This is a genomic window from Bacillus sp. FSL K6-1000 (assembly GCF_038630785.1).
Classification (GTDB): domain Bacteria; phylum Bacillota; class Bacilli; order Bacillales; family Bacillaceae; genus Bacillus; species Bacillus safensis.
The window spans coordinates 2581670-2602050 of sequence record NZ_CP152042.1 but is presented as its reverse complement, the minus strand read 5'-3'; the positions used below and the strand labels follow the sequence as shown (position 1 = coordinate 2602050).

Here is a 20381-nt window from a genome sequence, read left to right as displayed (position 1 = left end):
AGAGCTGGAGATTCTTCATGCTCTTTTTCCTGCGTAAAGCGTAAAACGCAAAAAGAGTGTACAATGGAAACAATCGCAATTCATGGGGAGGATCAGCATATGACAGAGCATTGGAAGGAAGTGCTAGCCGTCGATCCGTATGTCGTCAAAAGCGCTTCATTGCTCGGTGACATCGATAGACAGCTCATCACTCTTTTATATCAGCCGCTTATTGGCATGTCCGCTTTTAGCTTATACATGACGCTGTGGGGAGAGCTGGAACAAAATCGTATGTGGGGAAAACCTGCACCTCATCGGCAGCTCATGGTCATGCTGCAGACGAATTTAAATGATATTTTTGAGGAACGTTTAAAGCTTGAAGCGATCGGCTTACTCCGCACATATGAACAGGAAACGGTAGAAGGCAGACTGTTTACATATGAGCTTGTACCGCCGCTAAGACCGGATGAATTTTTCCAAGATGGTATGCTGAATGTCCTGCTGTACCATCGTGTAGAGAAAGCAAAATATATGCAGCTTCGTGATTATTTCTCTTACCCAGGTGTTCCTGCAGAAGCAAAGAACATTTCACGGTCGTTTGAAGAAGTCTTTCACGTATTGCAGCCAGGCGAACGCAAGATGACAGAAGAGATTCATCAGGCGACATCGCTTGATCAAGGCTATGAATATGTGACTGTTGGATCGAGTCAGCCGGCACCGCTCTCAGACGAATCCTTCGATTTCGATCTATTGTTAGCGGGTATGTCTGACATGATGATTCCAAGAAAGGCTTTGACAAAGCAGGTAAAAGAAACAATTAAGAAGTTAGCTGTTGTATACGGCATCACCCCGCTTCAAATGCAAAATATTGTAGCAGGTGCATGTGGTTCGGATCAAATGATCTCAACAGAAGAGCTGAGAAAAGCAGCAAGAGACTGGTACCAAATTGAATACAGAGGCGAACAGCCAAAGCTGATTGATCAAAAACAGCCAAGACACTTGCGACAAGATGCTTCAAAGACGCCGGCAGCGGATACTCCAGATGCAAAATTGATTGAAAAGCTGGATCATATTTCGCCTAGAGAGCTGCTAAAAGACATGGCAGATGGCATTGAGCCAACATATGCCGACTTAAGAATTGTCGAAGATATCATGCTCGAGCAGCAGCTCGAGCCAGGTGTCATGAATGTTCTCATCTACTATACATTACTCAAAACAGATATGAAGTTGTCGAAAACATACATGCAAAAAATCGCCGCTCATTGGGTAAGAAAGAAAATCAAAACCGTTGCCGCGGCCATGAAAATTGCCAAAGAAGAGAACAGGCAAATGACAGAGTGGGCGCAGCAGAAAAAGCAGCGCAGCACATATGGTTCAGGAAAAGTCGTCAGGGAAGAGAAACTGCCTGACTGGATGAAAGAAACCGAAACGAAAGAACAGCCGGCAAAAGAGCAAACGGACAATCTGTCTACAGAAGACCTCGAACGAGAAAAAGAAAAACTGTTAGATCAGTTTAAAAATATGAAAAAGTACAATGCACATTAAGGTGAGGTGAGATGGGATGAAACCGATCGGTCGTTCATTTGAACAGCTAAAAGGACGAGTAGATTTTCGCGTGAGATACAATCAGATTAAAGAAAGTGTGTTATCTGATGAAGATGTGAAGGCCTTTTTACAGAAGCATCAAGAAGAGATACATGAAGACATGATCAATCGCAGCTTGAACCGGCTCTTTGAATATGTGCAGCAGTCGAAGGGCTGCTCTTACTGCTTAGATGACGAAAACGTCAATGCCATTTTAGATGGGTATCACCCGAAGCTTGTGATCAAAGGTCAGAGTATTGATATTGAATATTCCCCTTGTCCAGTCAAGCTGCGGCTCGATAGACAGAAAAAACAGCAAGAGCTGATGAAAAGCATGTATATTCCGCAAAATGTCCTTCAAGCGACGTTCGCTGATCTGAACGTTGTGGGAAGACAAGAGGTCATCCAAAAAGTAGGTCAATTCCTCCAAAGCTATGATGAGACTGGAAAAGGAAAAGGCTTGTATTTACACGGGAAATTTGGAGTAGGAAAAACGTATATTCTGGCAGCCATTGCGCAGCAGCTAGCGGAGAAAGAATACCCATCTCTCCTTGTTTACGTGCCTGAATTTGTGAGAGAGTTAAAAAATTCGTTAGCTGATCATACGCTAGAAGAAAAGCTGAATATGGTCAAATCCACCCCGATTTTAATGCTTGATGATATTGGAGCAGAATCGATGACAAGCTGGGTGCGGGATGAGCTGCTCGGTACGATCTTACAATACCGTATGGCAGAGCAGCTGCCGACGTTTTTCTCTTCTAATTTCTCACCAAATGAGCTGAAACATCATTTTACGTACTCTCAGCGCGGGGAAAAAGAAGAGGTCAAAGCCGCTCGTTTAATGGAACGGATTCTCTATTTAGCAGAGCCGGTCTTGCTCGAAGGAGAAAATCGCCGTCATTTATAAAAGCGTATGTCACCTGAAGGAGGAGCAAATGAAATGAACAAAAGAAAATGGCTGCTTTTTCTTGTGATTGGCATTCTTGCTGCTGCGTTGTGGTGGCTGAATAAACAGCATCTTCAGCTCGCGCCGAAAGATGTGAAGAATTGGGTGCTTCAATTTGGGATACTGGCTCCCTTTGTTTTTCTTTTCTTATCTCTTTTTCGCCCGTTTGTTCTCGTCCCGATTACAGTCTTTTCGCTGGCAGCAGGTTTGGCATTCGGCAGTGTCCTTGGGACGATTTATGCCCTCATTGGGGCTACAGCCGGGGCAACAGGCTCCTTCATGATTGCTTCAACCTTTCGTGCAAAAAAGAAGGAAACGGCATCAAACAGCCGGAAGCTGAAAGCGGTGACGTCCCGCATTCAGGAGCATGGATTTCTTTATATTTTGTTATTGCGTATTGCACCGATTCATTTTGATTTCGTCAGCTATGCGGCAGCTGCTTCACGTGCAAATTATCGTGCATTTGTGGCAGCCACCTTTTTAGGCTTAATACCGGGTACAATTGCGTTAAATGTTCTCGGCTCAAGCTTTGTCAGCGGCAATTATGCCGCCTTAGTGGTTGTTTGTTTGATTTATTTGATCTTTATCTCCGTTCCACTCATTTTAAAAAGAAAGATGCCTGATTTATTTTAGGCGTCTATTTTTTATGTTTCCCCCATATATATGTAACAGATGTCGTTAGGGGGGACAAACATGCTTGAAATAATCTTTGAAGATGAATATGATACCGCCGCTTTTTTACATCTTGCTGAACACTTGGACAGTCGGCATCACATGTCAATTCAACAAGGGAAAGACCGGCTTCTCATAGAGGCGAAGGAATCAGAAGAAGCACTTGAGCACATTGTGCGGCCATTATTGGTTCACTTTTTTTTGGAATGCAAAGAAAATGAGCGCATGCGCAGCATCCTTGAAAACACTTACTTGTTTAAAGATCCTGAAGAGCAGCACCAAATTCTTTCCATCGCTCACAGTATCATGAACGGGGACTTAGATGATATTCCCGGCATTCAGCAAGACCCGTCAAGAGAAGCCCTTTTAAAAAAGGAGCTTGAGGCAATTTCTTTACAGCAAGGTGTTTTTTCAATTGGTTCATTTATGACATTTAGGCTGTCAGAATATGATCGAAGGCTGAAGAACTATGTTGAAGTGTCCATTGAAGAATACAAAATGGAGCAAGAGTATCAAAACTTCATTCAATCGCTTCGAGACTATGTGATGGCAAGAGAGCCTAGGCTCGAAAAAGTACATGTTGTGCATCAGGACCGCCTGGTGATTTGGGAATTTCGCTACGCTTCTGAGCGTGATCAAAAACAATACATAGACAGACAGTTTGTAAGAGAGCATCCAATGTATATTGATTCGCAGCTGATTGCACCGCTTGTCTCCATTGCACCGCAAAAAATTGACCTATTTACAAATGATACAGGTCACTCGATGGTGCAAACGATTCAAAATATTTTTCAAGAAAGGGTCGAGGTGTTCCCGTCTCATTCATTCCAAGAGCAGAATGTTCAATTTGTACATGACCATTTCGACAAGAAAAGTGAAAAGCTTTCTTGATTTTCACGAAAAAACGTTTTATAATACGGTGTAACTTCATACAGAGACCGTATTGATAAGGACATGAACAAATGAACACCCGCTTAAAGAGAGGGAAGCCGCGGCTGAAAGCTTCCTAGCAGAGGACCATTTGCTTTACCACCTTTGAACATCAGCTGTGAACTTTTTAGTAATGGCTGACGGGAATTCCCGTTATCGAACCGCAAGCCGTATTTGCATATGAAAAGCAAGCTGCAAGTACGGGAAAAAGGGTGGAACCACGATTCCGTTTATTCAACCTCGTCCCTTTCCAGGGGGCGGGGTTTTTATATTGCCAAAAAAAGGAGTGACCAGAGATGTCAGAACAAATTCAACTTACATTTCCAGATGGAGCAGTCAAGGAGTTTGACAAAACAGCTACAACAGAAGACATCGCGGCATCAATTAGCCCGGGCCTAAAGAAAAAAGCACTTGCCGGTAAATTGAACGGTAAAGAAATAGATCTGCGTACGCCGCTATTAGAAAGTGGAACAATCGAGATCATCACAGATAAAAGTGAAGAAGCACTCGACATTATGCGCCACAGCACAGCCCATTTGCTAGCGCAGGCGATCAAACGTCTTTATGGAAAAGAGCATCACGTTCAGTTTGGCGTAGGTCCTGTCATCGAAAATGGCTTCTACTACGATGTGGACATCGATGTAGCCATCACACCTGAAGACTTACCAAAGATTGAAAAAGAAATGAAGAAAATCATTAACAGCAATCTGCCAATTGAGCGAATTGAAGTATCAAGAGAAGAAGCGAAAAAGCGCTTTGAAGCGATTGGTGATGAGTTGAAACTTGAGCTGTTAGAGGCGATTCCAGAAGGTGAAGCTGTGACAATTTATGAGCAGGGTGAATTCTTTGACCTCTGCCGCGGTATTCACTTGCCATCTACAGGGAAAATCAAAGAGTTTAAACTGTTAAGCCTTGCAGGTGCATACTGGAGAGGTGACAGTAACAACCAAATGCTTCAGCGTATTTACGGAACAGCTTTCTTCAGCAAAGAAGATTTAAATGAGCATTTACGTCTGCTTGAAGAAGCGAAAGAACGCGATCACCGTAAGCTTGGAAAAGAGCTGAAACTGTTTGCAAATTCCCAAAAGGTTGGTCAAGGACTTCCGCTTTGGCTGCCAAAAGGCGCAACGATCCGCCGCGTTATTGAGCGTTACATTGTCGATAAAGAAGTGCGTCTTGGCTATGAGCATGTGTACACACCAGTTCTTGCGAATGTTGAGTTGTATAAAACATCAGGACACTGGGCGCATTATCAAGAAGACATGTTCCCCGTGATGGAAATGGACAACGAAGATCTTGTTCTTCGTCCGATGAACTGTCCGCACCATATGATGATTTACAAAAACGAGCCGCACAGTTATCGCGAATTGCCAATTCGTATTGCAGAGCTTGGTACAATGCACCGCTATGAAATGTCAGGTGCTTTATCTGGCCTTCAGCGTGTCCGCGGTATGACATTAAACGATGCACACATCTTTGTTCGTCCAGATCAAATCAAAGACGAGTTCATCCGTACAGTTCGCTTAATTGAAGAAGTGTATCAAGACTTTGGCTTGAATGACTACACATTCCGCTTATCTTACCGTGATCCAGAAGATACTGAGAAGTATTTCGATGACGATGCGATGTGGAATAAAGCACAATCGATGCTGAAGGATGCAATGGACGAGCTTGGCCACGATTATTATGAAGCAGAAGGCGAAGCGGCATTTTATGGTCCGAAGCTGGATGTACAAGTGAAGACAGCTCTTGGAAAAGAAGAAACATTATCCACTGTACAGCTTGATTTCTTACTTCCAGAACGCTTCGATCTCACATATATCGGAGAAGATGGAAAGCACCATCGTCCAGTTGTCATTCATAGAGGCGTTGTTTCTACAATGGAACGCTTCGTTGCCTTCTTAATTGAAGAATACAAAGGAGCTCTGCCAACATGGCTGGCACCTGTACAATTCCAAGTCATCCCGGTTTCACCGTCTGTTCATTTAGACTATGCGAAAAAAGTGCAGGAACGTTTGCAGCTTGAAGGCCTTCGTGTAGAACTTGACAGCCGCGATGAAAAAATTGGGTACAAAATTAGAGAAGCGCAAATGCAAAAGATTCCGTACATGCTTGTTGTCGGAGATCAAGAAGCAGAAAATGGCGCTGTCAATGTTAGAAAATACGGGGAACAAGATTCAGAAACAATGGATCTCGAAGCCTTTGTGAAACATGCAGTAGCAGAAGCGAAAAAATAATGAAGCAGCCAGTGATTCTTTTTAGATCACTGGCTTTTTTCTTTTTGGAAAACTTTCTCCAATAGTGATCCAATTCCTAAAAAGAGACGTTTAGATAGTACAAAAGTAAGGGTAAGTATGTACTATTGGTTTGAGACAAATTGGGGGAATGAAATCGATGAAGCAAACAACAAACACTTTATCGTCACAAGTATTGGAGCAATCAGCTGTTCTTCGTGCATTAGAACACTCGCTGGCAATGATTGAATTTAATGTGACAGGTGAAGTTCTATGGGTGAACGATATTTTTGCAAAAGCCATGGGATATTCTAAAGAAGAGATGATCGGTCTTAAACATAGACAGTTTTGTCCTCCACATATTACAGAACACACAAGTTATCACATGTTTTGGAAGCGTTTGAGAGAAGGTCAAGTCTTTCAGGAAAAAGTGCAGCGGATCACAAAAAACGGCAGCAGCTTATGGCTTGAAGCAACATATTCACCTGTTCGAGATGAAGAAGGAGCTGTAGTGGGTGTTGTGAAAGTGGCGACAGATATTACGGAGAGAGAACTCTCGATGAAACAGGTTGTGGAAGACTTAAAGGAGATGTCTGCGAAATTAATGGAACGAGCAGAAGTTGGCATTCAGCATAGTCAAAGTGTCAATGCCTCCTTTGATCATATAGCAAACGAAACCGATCAAAATATGAGCTTGCTAAAAGGATTAACGGAGCAGGTAGAGTCCATCAGCTCCATTGCTACAACCATTAACAGTATTTCTTCGCAAACCCAGCTACTCGCCTTAAATGCGGCAATAGAAGCGGCACATGCGGGTTCCTATGGAAATGGCTTTAGTGTAGTGGCAGCAGAAATTCGAAAGCTTGCGACAAATTCAAAAGAAGCGATCGTCAAGGTCGATCAATATGTGAAGGCGATCCATGCAGAAGTAGAGAAGGTCAGCAGCGGAACAAGCCGGGCAAAGACAACCGTGTTTACAAACCGGGATCTTGTAAAGCTGGCAAGCGAGGAATTCATCATTGTAGGAGAAGCAGCACGCGGCTTAGACCGGCAAGCGCAAAGTCTAGCAGCAATCATATAACTCTGAGAATACAAAAACACCCAATCTCGTCAGGAGCAGGGTGTTTTTTTGTTCTATTTTAATATATCAAACAATTCATGTAAGTCTTTGATTTCATAATCAGGCGTCACATCTGTTTCATTTTTCTTGTCATGGCGATTGATCCAAACGGTTTGGATACCAACGCGAGATGCGCCGAGAATATCTGTTTTTGGATTATCCCCAACCATGATCACTTCGTCTTTTGTTAAGTTTAACAGCTGAAGGCAGTGCTCAAAGATACCTGGATCAGGCTTGCCTTTCCCATAATCCCCTGAAATCACAATCTCGTTAAAGTAAGGAGCAAGCTCAGGAACACCCGCAAGTTTTTCCTTTTGAAGGCTAGGATCTCCGTTTGTTAAAAGGAGCAATTCGTAGCGGCCTTTCAGTCGGTTTAAAACAGGGTATGTTTCTTCATAGACATATGGGCGTTTTCTGCGCTCTGCTGCAAAGAAATCAGCCAAATATTGTCCAAACGCCTCATCGTCAATTCCCGCTGCCTTTAAGCCATTGGTCCAAGCGTTTTTGCGATATTCTGGTGCAATGGCGTTCAGCTTTTGAAAGCCTTCGCTAATCGGTTCACTAAAATTGGACCACAGTCCTTCGAAAGGATTAATGCCGATCATGACAGTATAATCATATGTTTCATAGGAAGAGTACAGCTTTCTTGCTTCTTCACGTACAATCTGTTCAAACGATTCTGGATCGAGTCCATATTTCTTTTCCGCTTCCCGGCAAGTTTCCTGAAAAGTTGTGTGAATGCTTTTTTCGTCCCAAAGCAAAGTATCATCTAAATCGAAAAATACGGCTTTCATGATCTTCTCCCTTTTTATGTATGTGTTACCTTCAACTGCAAGTGACAGGCTCATGTTCATTTTACAATAGAAGAAGAGGCCAATAAAGAAAAGATTTGAGAGATCTTTGATCATTGACCGCACATGATAGAATAGAAAGACAGTAGATATGACATACATCAATTGAGGTGGCCGGTTTGCTTCATTTAATTATCATGATGATCGAGCGTGTAGGGATCATCGTTATTCTAGGATTTGTGCTTGCTCATGTGAAGGGCTTTCGCAATCTATTGCTACATAATCAAGGATTTCGGAAAAAGGCTATCCTTGTCTTCATTTTTGCTTCTTTTAGCATTATCAGCAATTACACAGGAATTGAAATCCAGCAGCAAATTGTCATGAACCATGAGTTTTCTTATCATCTCGGCTCGTCAAGCTCTATCGCCAATACGAGAATTATGGGGATCGAAATGGGCGGTTTGATCGGGGGGCCGTTTGTAGGGATTGGTGCAGGGCTTTTAGCTGGAATTCATCGCTATTCCCTTGGAGGAAGCACCGCGCTCAGCTGTGCGATTTCTTCCATTTTAGCCGGTGTCATTGCAGGTTATGTCGGCAGCAGGTTTAAGCGGAGGAATCGAATGGTGACACCTCGCCAAGCAGCTTTTTTTGGTGTGGCGATGGAATCATTACAGATGATCATTATCCTTCTGTTTGCAAGGCCATTCGCCGATGCATGGGGGCTAGTCAGTATCATTGCCCTGCCGATGATTTTTGTGAATGGAATCGGCAGCTTTATCTTTTTATCTATTTTACAGTCAGTCATTCGGCAAGAAGAGCAGGCAAAGGCGATGCAGACGCATCGTGTATTTTTGATCGCCGATCAAACACTGCCTTTTTTCCGCCAAGGGTTAAATGAACAGTCTTGTAAAAGTGTGGCGGAGATCATTCATCGATTGACTGAAACAGATGCGGTCTCTTTAACAGATACAGAAAAGATTTTAGCGCATGTCGGAGATGGAACAGATCATCATATTCCATCTAAAAGCCTGATTACGGGGCTGTCGAAACAAGTCTTGATGAGCGGCAAGATTATGAAGGCACATTCGAAGGGCGAAATCAATTGTTCCGTCGCTCATTGCCCTCTTGAAGCCGCAATCGTGCTGCCGCTCACTTCTAACGGTCAAACGATCGGGACGTTAAAAATGTATTTCAATTCTCCGGTCGGATTAAGCAGGGTGGAAGAGGAGCTTGCAGAAGGTTTGGCGATGCTGTTTTCCACACAGCTTGAGCTTGGAGAGGCGGAAACTCAAAGCCGCCTGCTAAAAGATGCAGAGATCAAAGCCCTTCAAGCACAAGTGAACCCGCACTTTTTATTTAACGCCATTAATACCATCTCTGTTTTGTGCAGAACCAATGTGGAGATGGCAAGGAAGCTGCTGTTGCAGCTAAGTATTTATTTTCGCTCAAATATGCAAGGTGCCCGCCAGCTGCTGATTCCGATGCATAAAGAGATTCAGCATGTGGAGGCATATTTGTCACTTGAACAAGCAAGATTTCCAAATAAGTACCATGTGACCTTTCAAATTGAAAAGGAGCTGGAGCAGGTGATGATTCCGCCCTTTGTGATTCAGGTGCTTGTTGAAAACGCTGTGAGACATGCTTTTCCTAAACATCAAACAAATTGTGAAGTCATCGTATCCGCTTTGATGAAAGATGGGCATGTTTATATGAAAGTAACAGATAATGGGCAGGGAATTGAAGATGATAAGATGGCTCAACTATTAAAAGCGCCTGTCGAATCACTAGAAGGAACAGGGACAGCCCTTTTTAATTTAGATCAGCGGTTAAGAGGGATTTTTGGCAGACAAGCTGCTTTATCGATTCATAGTGACCAAGGCACTGACATCTCATTTCGCATTCCAATGGATTATGTAAAAAAGGATGATTCTCATTGATGAAGGTATTAATTGTAGATGATGAAGTATTAGCAAGAGATGAATTAAAATACTTATTACGAAGAACGAAAGAGGAAGTTCAAATAGAGGAAGCAGAAAATATAGAATCTGCTTTTGATCGGATGGTTGATCAGAAGCCGGATCTGCTCTTTTTAGACATTGATTTATCTGGTGAGAATGGATTTGATATTGCCAAAAGGCTCAACCGGATGTCTGATCCGCCAGCGGTTGTATTTGCGACAGCCTTTGATCAATATGCGCTGAAGGCGTTTGAGGTAAGTGCGCTTGATTACTTAACAAAACCATTCGATGAAGAGCGTTTGCTCCAGACCATTCAAAAGTTTAAAAAATGGAAATCTGTTGAAACGCAAGAGCACCAGCTGTTAGATGAGAAAATACCCCATCAGCAAAAATTAGCGATATCAGTTGATGACTCTATTGTGATCCTGCAAGTTGAAGAGATCATGTATGTAGGACTAAGCGAGGGGAAAAAGGTTGTGAAAACAAAGGATCACATGTATGAGGTCACAGAACCGCTGGTGGTCATTGAAAAGAAACTCCCTGAGGCTTATTTTATGAGGGTCCATCGCAGCTATATCGTGAATACCTCTCATATGAAAGAAGTACAGCCGTGGTTTAATTCGACGTACAATCTGCATATGACAGACGGGTCCATCATTCCTGTCAGCCGCACATATGCCAAAGAATTAAAGAAGTCACTCCTGCTAGAGTAGGAGGGCTTTTTTTGTTTGTATTTCAATACTCGTTTTTTGCATTTCAGTCATTGAATCTGGTGAGTTTTATTGTAAACGCTTTATTCATTTATTTCATGCCGTATACTGAGGGCAGTCGAAGAAAGAGGTGAAGGGGCATGAGTGCCACTAAAGTATATGGATTTTTATCTCAAGCATTTATTTTTGCAACCGTAATGTTCGTTTCTAATCTCATTTCAATGTATTTACCGATTCCGATGCCCGCATCCGTGATTGGTTTGGTTCTATTATTTGTTTTGTTAACAACGAAAATTGTCAAACTGGAGCAGGTGGAGCAATTAGGTACATCATTGACAGGACTCATTAGCTTTCTATTTGTTCCCTCTGGGATCTCAGTTATTCAATCACTAGGTGTCATGCAAGAAGTAGGTGTGCAAGTAGTCGGTGTCATTATCATTGCAACCATTATGTTACTTGCAGCGACAGGGCTGTTTTCACAGCTTCTCATGCAATTATCAGAAAGACCGCAGAAACGTAAAGAGACAAAGGAGAGTAAATCTGCTCCTTCTCATTCAAATAAACCAGCTTCAAGTACGCATTAAAGGAGAGATGCAAAATGGGTACAAGTACAATGAGTCCTTATTTTGGCATTGTCGTCTCATTAGTCGCTTTTGGAATAGGGACATTTTTATTTAAAAAATCAAAAGGTTTCTTCTTGTTCACCCCGCTGTTTGTGGCGATGGTACTGGGCATTTTATTTTTGAAAGTTGGCGGTTTTTCCTACGCAGATTATAATGAGGGCGGCAAGATTATCAAATTTTTCTTAGAGCCTGCCACGATTGCTTTCGCTATCCCGCTTTATAAGCAGAGAGCCTTGCTTAAAAAATATTGGTGGCAAATTTTATCCGCTATTTTTGTAGGTTCACTTTGTTCCATTACGATCGTATATCTCGTCGCAAAAGGAATTCATTTAGATGCGGCTGTGATGAAAAGCATGCTTCCACAAGCAGCGACAACAGCGATTGCTCTCCCGATTGCAAAGGATATTGGCGGAATCGCAGATATCACAGCCTTTGCGGTCATATTTAATGCCGTCATTGTCTATGCACTAGGTGCCTTCTTCTTAAAATTGTTCCGCATTAAAAACCCAGTGGCAAAAGGTCTTGCACTTGGTACATCAGGACATGCGCTTGGGGTTTCTGTTGGAATTGAGATGGGAGAAGTAGAAGCAGCTATGGCAAGTATCGCCGTTGTGGTCGTAGGAGTTGTGACCGTTATCGTCATCCCAATCTTTATGCAATTGATTCTTTGATGGCGTCATTGTGTGAAAAAGTCTTGCCCAATTCGTCTCATCATGTTACACTGAAAAAGTTGTTTCAAGAGTTCGGTTACTTGACGGACAAATGAAAATTGTGTAGAATAGTTAACGAATTGAATAGATATCACAAGCAGAAGCACCCGCTTCTCACCTGATTGACACATGTTTGTAGTTGACAGGTTGACCGTACATTTATTTTTTCATGCAAATGTTCGCAGTGTGGGTGTTTTATATGCCCACACTTTTTGTTTGCCTGTAAAACATACAACGAAATGGTCAAAATGAATTGTGAACTCAATTCAAAATCTCATGGAGGTGGCTCACTATTAGCAAAGATCAATTAGTTAATGAAGGTATTCGTGCGCGTGAAGTTCGTTTGATCGGACAAAATGGCGATCAGCTTGGGATTAAAACCCGCCAGGAAGCTCTGGAAATTGCTGCTAAAGCTAATCTTGACCTTGTGTTAGTTGCTGCAAATGCAAAACCACCTGTTTGCCGAATCATGGACTATGGTAAGTTCCGATTCGAACAGCAGAAGAAGGAAAAAGAGGCACGTAAGAATCAAAAAATCATTAGCTTAAAAGAAGTTCGGTTGAGCCCGACAATCGATGAACATGATTTTAACACGAAGCTCCGTAATGCAATCAAATTCCTTGAAAAGGGAGATAAAGTGAAAGCTTCTATCCGCTTTAAAGGCCGTGCGATTACGCATAAAGAAATCGGACAGCGCGTGTTAGACCGTTTCTCTGAAGCTTGCGCTGAAGTAGCAACAGTAGAAACAAAACCTAAGATGGACGGACGCAGCATGTTCCTCATGCTTGCACCAAAAGTCGAAAAGTAAAGTAACAGAGGGAGGAAACATCCAATGCCAAAAATGAAAACTCACCGCGGATCTGCTAAACGTTTCAAAAAAACAGGTTCTGGTAAACTTAAACGTTCTCATGCGTACACAAGTCACTTGTTCGCTAACAAATCTACAAAGCAAAAACGTAAATTGCGTAAGAGCGCAATCGTAAGTGCTGGAGATTTCAAACGTATCAAACAACAACTTGCAAACATCAAGTAATTTGGAATAGGAATCATAGGAGGGAATTACAATGCCAAGAGTAAAAGGCGGAACTGTGTCGCGTCAGCGTCGTAAAAAGGTTCTTAAATTAGCAAAAGGTTATTTCGGTTCAAAACATAGATTATACAAAGTAGCAAACCAACAGGTGATGAAATCTGGAAACTACGCTTTCCGTGACCGTCGTCAGAAAAAACGTGACTTCCGTAAACTATGGATCACTCGTATCAACGCTGCAGCTCGTATGAACGGTCTTTCTTACAGCCGTTTAATGCATGGCTTAAAGCTTTCTGGTATCGAAGTAAACCGCAAAATGCTTGCTGACCTTGCTGTGAATGACCTAAATGCATTCAATCAGCTTGCTGATGCTGCAAAAGCACAACTAGACAAGTAAGTTTTATAAAAGATCATTCCTTTGAGGGGTGATCTTTTTTTCTCATCATGTGAGGTGAAATGAATGAATATGGCTTTGATCCTGCTGCTTATTTTAGTGAATGGCTACGGCTTTTTTCTCATGGGTGAGGACAAACGCCGAGCCAAAGCACATAAATGGAGAATTTCAGAGGCGCATTTATGGAGTGCTGCGGTGCTTTTTGGCGCCGCTGGATCGTATCTGGGAATGCAGTATTTCCGGCATAAAACAAAGCATCCTGCCTTTCAAATCGGCATGCCTGTATTAATGATTTTGCAGTTGATTCTATTGGGCTATATCCAAGTTACTTGAAAAAGGAGCAGACGCCATCAGGACGGCGTGTCTGCTCCTTTTTTTTGTTTGATTTTTTTAATGGGCTGATCCCAATCAATTTTGGTTTGAGGATAACGCTCGATAATGTTTTCCTCTAGTTTTTCAAAGTCTTCTAATGTAAATTCACTCAGCTTCTCAGGTGACTCCGTCCAAACGTAAATGGAGTGGACAAACAGAGGATGATCCTTAGAAGGAACATGCTTCTCCCCTTCAAACAAGACACCTTTATAGACGAAATTAAAGTTTTTGCGCGCGTTTTGCTGTTCGTCCATAAAATAAAAGCCTTCTTTTAATTGTGCTTGTTTCAGCTTTCTTCTCGGATTTGAGAAGAATTTTACCGCCATGTAGAAGATGTAGACAAGCAGTGCAACAAGAGCTAGTCTCATGAGGATTACAAACATGACAGGATGCACCTCCAATACCGTTATCTGATGTACTACGAATGAAAACGCCAAAAGGTTTCAACTTTTTTAAAAAAAATATTTCGTAAAACGAAAAAATATTCATAAAAAGATCGTATTGAACGAAAGAGGTTTTGTATAATAAGAATGCACCATGAAGATAAAGGAGGATAAATGGAATGACAAAGCTAGATCAAACATTAACTATGCTGAAAGACCTAACGGATGCAAAAGGGATCCCAGGAAATGAACGTGATGTCAAAAAAGTCATGCAGACATACATAGAATCATATGCAGATGAAGTCTCTACAGACCGCCTTGGCAGCTTGATTGCTAAAAAGGAAGGAAACGCAAACGGGCCTAAAATTATGCTCGCAGGTCACTTAGATGAAGTAGGGTTCATGGTGACAAAAATTGATGACAAAGGCTACATTCGTTTTCAAACAGTCGGCGGCTGGTGGTCACAGGTCATGCTCGCTCAGCGTGTCACCATTGTAACGAAAAAGGGAGAGATTACAGGGGTCATTGGTTCTAAACCACCACACGTCTTGTCACCTGAAGCTCGCAAAAAGTCAATTGAGATTACGGATATGTTTATTGATATTGGGGCGTCAAGCAAAGAACAGGCAATGGAGTGGGGCGTACTGCCTGGAGATCAAATCGTTCCTTACTTTGAGTTTACAGTCATGAATGATGAAAAAATGCTCCTTGCAAAAGCATGGGACAACCGCATTGGCTGTGCGGTGGCCATTGATGTTATGAAAAACTTACACAATGCTGAGCATGAGAATATTGCTTACAGCGTCGCAACTGTCCAAGAGGAAGTAGGCCTGCGCGGAGCTAAAACAGCAGCGGCTACGATTCAGCCTGATATTGGATTTGCCATTGATGTAGGTGTGGCAGGAGATACACCAGGCATCACTGAGAAAGAAGCAACAAGCAAACTTGGCAAAGGCCCAACGATTGTTGTATTTGATGCTTCAATGGTCTCTCATAAAGGACTTCGTGATTTTGTTGTCCAAACAGCGGATGAGCTGAACATTCCTTATCAATATGACTCAATGCCTGGCGGCGGGACAGATGCTGGCGGTATTCATTTAACGGGGCATGGTGTTCCATCACTATCTATCGGGATTCCGAGCAGATATATTCATACCCATGCTGCAATGATTCACCGAGATGATTATGAAAATGCAGTGAAGCTTTTAACAGAAGTGATCAAAAGACTTGATCAAAAAACCGTCGAACAAATTACGTACGGTTCATAAGTAAGGAAGCCTTTCCTCAGCAGGGGAAAGGCTTTTTTATTGAATTTCCCAGGAAATGAACGGTGTTTTTTTAAGATGCACCAAAAGAACTGTTTTTGGCAAAAGAAGAGAACATTTCCTAGTGAATAAGGCACATGTGATCAAGCGTTTATTTTTGTAAGATGAAAGCAATAAAAAGGACAGAGCCATAGAATGCCCTGCCAAAAGAGAGTTTATGGAAGTAGGTGAAGCTACCTTAAGAATAAACACATTATTCTTATTTGTCAACTTGGTTTTAAAAGAAAGAAAAATCAATCAATTTATGTTATATTTGTAACAAATTGTTTATACAAAGGGGATGGTTAAATGAATGCGGTTACAATTGTAATAGGATCTATGTGTATTTTAGCGATTGCCTATCGTCTTTATGGCACATTTATGATGGTCAAGGTATTAAAGGTGACAGATGATCATCCTACACCGGCTCACCTACTAGAGGACGGGAAAGATTATGTGCCGACAAACAAATGGGTCACATTTGGGCATCACTTTGCTGCGATTGCAGCTGCTGGTCCGTTAGTGGGTCCGATATTAGCCGCTCAATTTGGGTATTTACCTGGTCTCCTTTGGCTTTTAATTGGTGCCGTCATAGGCGGAGCTGTACATGATCTAGTCGTCTTATTTGCGTCGATGCGTAAAAAGGGGAAATCATTATCAGAGGTAGCGAAGGAAGAGCTGGGACCTGTTGCTGGTTTTTGTACAGGGCTTGCGATGCTGTTTATTATTACAATCACAATGGCAGGTTTGTCTATGGTTGTGCTTCATGCTCTTGAACGAAACCCTTGGGGGACATTTGCAGTTGGAATTACGATTCCGATTGCGATGGGGGTTGGTCTGTATTATAAAAAAACAGGCAATTTAAAGCTGGCGACATCTGCGGGATTTATTTTGCTGATGTTTGGTGTATTCCTTGGTCCAAATATTCAAGGAACGGCACTAGGTGATTTTTTAACACTTGATACAAAAACGCTTGCTCTTGCCCTGCCGATCTATGCCTTTTTTGCTGCGGCTCTGCCAGTTTGGCTGCTGCTTGCACCGAGGGACTATTTAAGTAGTTTTATGAAAATTGGTGTATTCATTGCGCTGATTGCCGGCATCTTTGTGGTGAATCCGTCCATTCAATTCCCGGCGTTTACAGAGTTTGTGAACGGAGGAGGACCTGTATTAGCTGGTCCTGTCTGGCCATTTATTTCGATTACCATTGCTTGCGGTGCTATTTCTGGTTTCCACGCATTTGTTGGTTCAGGGACAACACCTAAGATGCTGGACCGCTGGAGTGATATGAAGCCTGTTGCGTTTGGCGCAATGCTGGTCGAATGCTTAGTTGGGATTATGGCTTTAATTGCGGCTACGGCCCTGCATCCAGGAGATTATTTTGCGATAAACAGTACGCCAGAAGTGTTCCGGACACTTGGTATGAGCGTTGAAAACCTTCCGCAGCTGAGTAAGGAAATCGGCCTTGATTTAGAAGGAAGAACGGGTGGTGCCGTAACATTAGCGGTAGGGATGGCGTATATCTTTACGGGAATTCCGTTCTTTAGTCATTTGGCTTCTTACTTCTTCCAGTTCGTCATTATGTTTGAGGCTGTTTTTATTTTAACCGCTATTGATGCGGGGACACGTGTGGCACGCTATTTGATTCAAGACTTCTTAGGTGAAGCATATAAACCGCTTAAACGAACTGACTGGGTACTAGGTTCGGTGTTTGCAAGTGCGCTTGCTTGTTTTATGTGGGGATACTTACTTTACTCAGGTGACATCGGGTCTATTTGGGCGCTGTTTGGGGTTTCAAACCAGTTAATGGCTTCGGTTGGGTTGATCATTGGGGCAACGGTTGTATTAAAAATTGCAGATAAAAGACGTTATATGCTGACTTGTTTAATTCCGCTTGCTTACTTATATGTGACGGTGAATTATGCAGGCTATTGGATGGTAGCGAATGTATATCTCAATCCTGAAGCATCCGGCTATAGTGTGCTAAATGCGGTGCTTTCGATCATCATGCTGATCTTAGGGTTTGTGATTATTGTGTTTGCAATTAAAAAATGGGTTGAAATCTGGCGTGATCCAGCGCTTCGAATGGAAACGCCTATCACTGGCTAAATGAAAAAGGCCGGCTTGCTTTTATAAGCAAACCGGCTTCTTTTATTGCTGCTGAGGCTTTAAGCCTTGCTCTAATGTTTCAAGGATCTCATTTTTTTCGTTTTCTGATGCTTCTTGCCATAGCACCTCAAACAACACGCCAAGACCTGGCAGCATTTTTTCCTCGCCGCTTTGAATAGCATCTAAAATCGTATGTTCAAGCTGCTCTTGATTATGGCCAGTAATGTTTTGAATGACTGCGCCTCTTAAATTAAAATCCATTGCCCACACTCCTTTTTTGATGGTAATAGCCCTATTCTGTCTCAAAGACAGGTTTATTATGTAGTGTGCATGAGATATAATAAATTCATGATAATTAAAGGAGTTAACGTCGCTTGAAATATATAGAATCAGCTAAAAACACAAACATTAAACAGTGGAAAAAGCTCCATACGAAAAAAGAACGAACGAAAACGGGGCTGTTTCTCGTTGAGGGAATACACTTAGTCGAAGAAGCATTAAAGAGCGGGATTGTGAAGGAATTAATGGTCACTTCGCCCGATAGGCTTCCTTCTCATATCCAGCCTGACATTGAGCTTTATGAACTGAGCGAAGAGGCCTTTTCTGCCATGACAGAAACAGAAACGCCTCAGCACATTGCCGCGGTCTGTACAGTTCCTGTTTTTGAAGAAAAGAAGGTTGAACGGCTTCTTTTATTAGACGCAGTGCAGGACCCGGGGAATTTAGGCACACTCATTCGAACAGCAGATGCCGCTGGTCTTGATGCTGTGATCTTAGGAGAAGGAACAGTTGATGCGTTTAACGGAAAAACGCTCCGTTCCGCACAAGGGTCTCATTTCCATCTGCCCATCTTAAAGCAATCCCTTCAACAGGCAATAATCGAACTGAAAGAACGAGGCTTACCTGTATACGGCAGTGCTTTAAAAGATGCGAAAGAGTATAAAAGCGTAACGGCAGAAGGCCCATTTGCATTAATTGTTGGAAATGAGGGAGCTGGTATTGATCCAGAGATTCTGCAAATGACAGACCAAAATTTATATGTACCAATGTATGGGCAGGCAGAATCATTAAATGTAGCTGTTGCAGCAGCTGTTCTTGTCTATCATTTACGTGGATAATGTTGCAACATGCGTTCATTTTCACTATAATAAAACTAATATTTTAAAAACCATGATAGAGGAAGATTGTTTCAAGAAGCAGCCTTATAGGGAGAATGCATCGTAGACTGAAAGTGCATTTAAGGAAAGCTGAAACAGGAATTCACCTCTGGAGTTGTCACCGGGACCGCAGGCATTGCTTTGCGTAAAGGTGAACCGGATTCGTTTGATTCCGTTATGTCAATGAAGCTTATTCGCACATGCATTTGTGCTTAACAAGGGTGGTACCGCGACCACAACTCGTCCCTTCTTTTATGGAGGGACGGGTTTTTTTATTGTCTTCAAACGATCAAACAGCCGTTTATCCGAGCGGTTTTGTATATCAAAAGGAGGATTACACTCATGCAAGAAACGTTAAAACAGCTTGAAACAGAGGCGATAGCGAAGGTTGAAGCAGCTAGCTCGCTCAAAGAGGTCAATGACATTCGGGTTCAATATTTAGGGAAAAAAGGACCGATTACAGAAGTACTTCGCGGAATGGGCAAGCTCTCCGCGGAAGAAAGACCAAAAATGGGTGCACTCGCAAACGAAGTAAGAGAGCAGATTGCTGGTGCCATTGCTGAAAAAAATGAACAGCTTGAAGCAGAAGAAGTAAAGAAAAAACTTGCTTCTCAAACGATCGATGTTACTTTGCCGGCAAGTCCAATCAAAATAGGGGCAAGACATCCATTAACGATAGTTGTCGAAGACATTGAAGATTTATTTATCGGAATGGGCTATACCGTTGAGGAAGGTCCTGAAGTGGAAACGGATTACTATAACTTTGAAGCATTGAATCTTCCAAAGGAGCATCCAGCACGTGATATGCAGGACAGCTTCTATATTACGGAAGATACACTGATGAGAACACAAACATCACCAGTTCAAGCACGTACACTTGAGAAATATAAAGGACAAGGTCCTGTGAAGATCATCTGTCCTGGGAAAGTATATAGACGTGACAGTGATGACGCGACTCATTCACATCAATTTATGCAAATTGAAGGGCTTGTCGTCGATCACAATATTAGCATGAGTGATCTAAAAGGAACGCTGGAGACAGTCGCAAGAAAAATGTTTGGAGAAGATCGTGAAATTAGACTGCGTCCAAGCTTTTTCCCATTCACAGAACCGTCTGTTGAAGTCGATGTGTCTTGCTTTAAATGCGGCGGGAAGGGCTGCTCTGTATGTAAAGGAACAGGCTGGATTGAGATTTTAGGTGCAGGAATGGTTCATCCGAATGTCCTGAAAATGAGTGGATTTGATCCAGAAACTTACCAAGGCTTTGCTTTTGGAATGGGTGTGGAACGGATTGCGATGCTGAAATACGGCATTGATGATATTCGCCATTTCTACACAAATGACATTAGATTCACAAAGCAATTCAAGCAGGACTAAGAGG

The 20381-nt window shown here is 42.4% G+C and carries 21 protein-coding genes and 2 other annotated features; of the genes, 18 read left to right on the top strand and 3 right to left on the bottom strand.

What is annotated here, in order from left to right; genetic code table 11:
* Nucleotides 1-99 precede the first annotated feature (99 nt).
* From MHI46_RS13510 to MHI46_RS13485, 6 genes are all read left to right on the top strand, one after another.
* A complete protein-coding gene (locus MHI46_RS13510; RefSeq protein ID WP_342503258.1) occupies nucleotides 100-1524 on the top strand; it encodes a replication initiation and membrane attachment family protein in 1425 nt (474 codons plus the stop codon).
* A gap of 16 nt (nucleotides 1525-1540) precedes the next feature.
* A complete protein-coding gene (gene dnaI, locus MHI46_RS13505) occupies nucleotides 1541-2470 on the top strand; it encodes a primosomal protein DnaI (RefSeq protein WP_024425710.1) in 930 nt (309 codons plus the stop codon).
* A 33-nt stretch (nucleotides 2471-2503) separates the two neighbouring features.
* Entirely contained in the window at nucleotides 2504-3142 is a 639-nt protein-coding gene (locus MHI46_RS13500) for a TVP38/TMEM64 family protein (RefSeq protein ID WP_107163494.1), read from the top strand.
* Between the two features lie 60 nt (nucleotides 3143-3202).
* Nucleotides 3203-4072 (top strand): putative sporulation protein YtxC, encoded by an 870-nt coding sequence (gene ytxC / locus MHI46_RS13495; protein WP_047202650.1) that lies wholly within the window; start codon nucleotides 3203-3205, stop codon nucleotides 4070-4072.
* A 43-nt stretch (nucleotides 4073-4115) separates the two neighbouring features.
* Nucleotides 4116-4362, top strand: a binding site (T-box leader).
* Nucleotides 4363-4407: 45 nt separating this feature from the next.
* Nucleotides 4408-6348 carry a threonine--tRNA ligase gene (gene thrS / locus MHI46_RS13490; RefSeq protein ID WP_024425713.1) on the top strand — a complete coding sequence of 647 codons (1941 nt, stop codon included), beginning with the start codon at nucleotides 4408-4410 and terminating at the stop codon, nucleotides 6346-6348.
* Nucleotides 6349-6505: 157 nt separating this feature from the next.
* A complete protein-coding gene (locus tag MHI46_RS13485; RefSeq protein ID WP_342502895.1) occupies nucleotides 6506-7426 on the top strand; it encodes a methyl-accepting chemotaxis protein in 921 nt (306 codons plus the stop codon).
* A gap of 53 nt (nucleotides 7427-7479) precedes the next feature.
* Here the strand turns inward: MHI46_RS13485 and MHI46_RS13480 are convergent, their stop codons facing one another.
* A complete protein-coding gene (locus MHI46_RS13480; RefSeq protein ID WP_260774609.1) occupies nucleotides 7480-8259 on the bottom strand; it encodes an HAD family hydrolase in 780 nt (259 codons plus the stop codon).
* 176 nt (nucleotides 8260-8435) lie between these two features.
* Between MHI46_RS13480 and MHI46_RS13475 the strand changes: the two genes are divergently transcribed.
* From MHI46_RS13475 to MHI46_RS13440, 8 genes are all read left to right on the top strand, one after another.
* Entirely contained in the window at nucleotides 8436-10193 is a 1758-nt protein-coding gene (locus MHI46_RS13475) for a sensor histidine kinase (protein ID WP_064497837.1), read from the top strand.
* Nucleotides 10190-10927, top strand: coding sequence for a LytTR family transcriptional regulator DNA-binding domain-containing protein (locus tag MHI46_RS13470; RefSeq protein WP_039180535.1), 738 nt, complete (start codon nucleotides 10190-10192; stop codon nucleotides 10925-10927). Before MHI46_RS13475 ends, MHI46_RS13470 begins: the two co-directional genes overlap by 4 nt.
* A 137-nt stretch (nucleotides 10928-11064) precedes the next feature.
* Nucleotides 11065-11508 (top strand): antiholin-like murein hydrolase modulator LrgA, encoded by a 444-nt coding sequence (gene lrgA, locus MHI46_RS13465; RefSeq protein ID WP_024425718.1) that lies wholly within the window; start codon nucleotides 11065-11067, stop codon nucleotides 11506-11508.
* A gap of 14 nt (nucleotides 11509-11522) precedes the next feature.
* A complete protein-coding gene (gene lrgB, locus MHI46_RS13460; RefSeq protein ID WP_024425719.1) occupies nucleotides 11523-12218 on the top strand; it encodes an antiholin-like protein LrgB in 696 nt (231 codons plus the stop codon).
* A gap of 128 nt (nucleotides 12219-12346) precedes the next feature.
* Nucleotides 12347-12478, top strand: a sequence feature (ribosomal protein L20 leader region).
* Between the two features lie 71 nt (nucleotides 12479-12549).
* Nucleotides 12550-13065 carry a translation initiation factor IF-3 gene (gene infC / locus MHI46_RS13455; protein WP_024425720.1) on the top strand — a complete coding sequence of 172 codons (516 nt, stop codon included), beginning with the start codon at nucleotides 12550-12552 and terminating at the stop codon, nucleotides 13063-13065.
* Between the two features lie 24 nt (nucleotides 13066-13089).
* Complete coding sequence (gene rpmI / locus MHI46_RS13450) at nucleotides 13090-13290, top strand: 50S ribosomal protein L35 (RefSeq protein WP_003216324.1); 201 nt, start codon at nucleotides 13090-13092, stop codon at nucleotides 13288-13290.
* 31 nt (nucleotides 13291-13321) lie between these two features.
* A complete protein-coding gene (rplT, locus tag MHI46_RS13445; RefSeq protein WP_007501659.1) occupies nucleotides 13322-13681 on the top strand; it encodes a 50S ribosomal protein L20 in 360 nt (119 codons plus the stop codon).
* 63 nt (nucleotides 13682-13744) lie between these two features.
* Entirely contained in the window at nucleotides 13745-14011 is a 267-nt protein-coding gene (locus MHI46_RS13440; protein WP_039180532.1) for a DUF1294 domain-containing protein, read from the top strand.
* A 17-nt stretch (nucleotides 14012-14028) separates the two neighbouring features.
* On the opposite strand, the gene MHI46_RS13435 is transcribed toward MHI46_RS13440, so the two are convergent.
* A complete protein-coding gene (locus MHI46_RS13435; protein ID WP_024426127.1) occupies nucleotides 14029-14433 on the bottom strand; it encodes a hypothetical protein in 405 nt (134 codons plus the stop codon).
* 179 nt (nucleotides 14434-14612) lie between these two features.
* On the opposite strand from MHI46_RS13435, the gene MHI46_RS13430 reads away from it, so the two are divergent.
* The gene (locus MHI46_RS13430; RefSeq protein ID WP_064497840.1) at nucleotides 14613-15701 is read left to right on the top strand and encodes a M42 family metallopeptidase; all 1089 of its coding nucleotides are present in this window, start codon (nucleotides 14613-14615) and stop codon (nucleotides 15699-15701) included.
* Nucleotides 15702-16046: 345 nt separating this feature from the next.
* Nucleotides 16047-17843, top strand: coding sequence for a carbon starvation protein A (cstA, locus tag MHI46_RS13425; RefSeq protein ID WP_228280367.1), 1797 nt, complete (start codon nucleotides 16047-16049; stop codon nucleotides 17841-17843).
* A 42-nt stretch (nucleotides 17844-17885) separates the two neighbouring features.
* On the opposite strand, the gene sspI is transcribed toward cstA, so the two are convergent.
* On the bottom strand, nucleotides 17886-18104 hold the full coding sequence (gene sspI, locus MHI46_RS13420; protein ID WP_129193005.1) for a small acid-soluble spore protein SspI: 219 nt from the start codon (nucleotides 18102-18104) through the stop codon (nucleotides 17886-17888).
* Between the two features lie 113 nt (nucleotides 18105-18217).
* Here sspI and MHI46_RS13415 point away from each other — a divergent pair, with 113 nt between their 5' ends.
* Both MHI46_RS13415 and pheS read left to right on the top strand, forming a co-directional pair.
* A complete protein-coding gene (locus MHI46_RS13415) occupies nucleotides 18218-18961 on the top strand; it encodes an RNA methyltransferase (protein ID WP_144491329.1) in 744 nt (247 codons plus the stop codon).
* Nucleotides 18962-19342: 381 nt separating this feature from the next.
* Nucleotides 19343-20377 carry a phenylalanine--tRNA ligase subunit alpha gene (gene pheS, locus MHI46_RS13410; protein WP_047202641.1) on the top strand — a complete coding sequence of 345 codons (1035 nt, stop codon included), beginning with the start codon at nucleotides 19343-19345 and terminating at the stop codon, nucleotides 20375-20377.
* Nucleotides 20378-20381 lie beyond the last annotated feature (4 nt).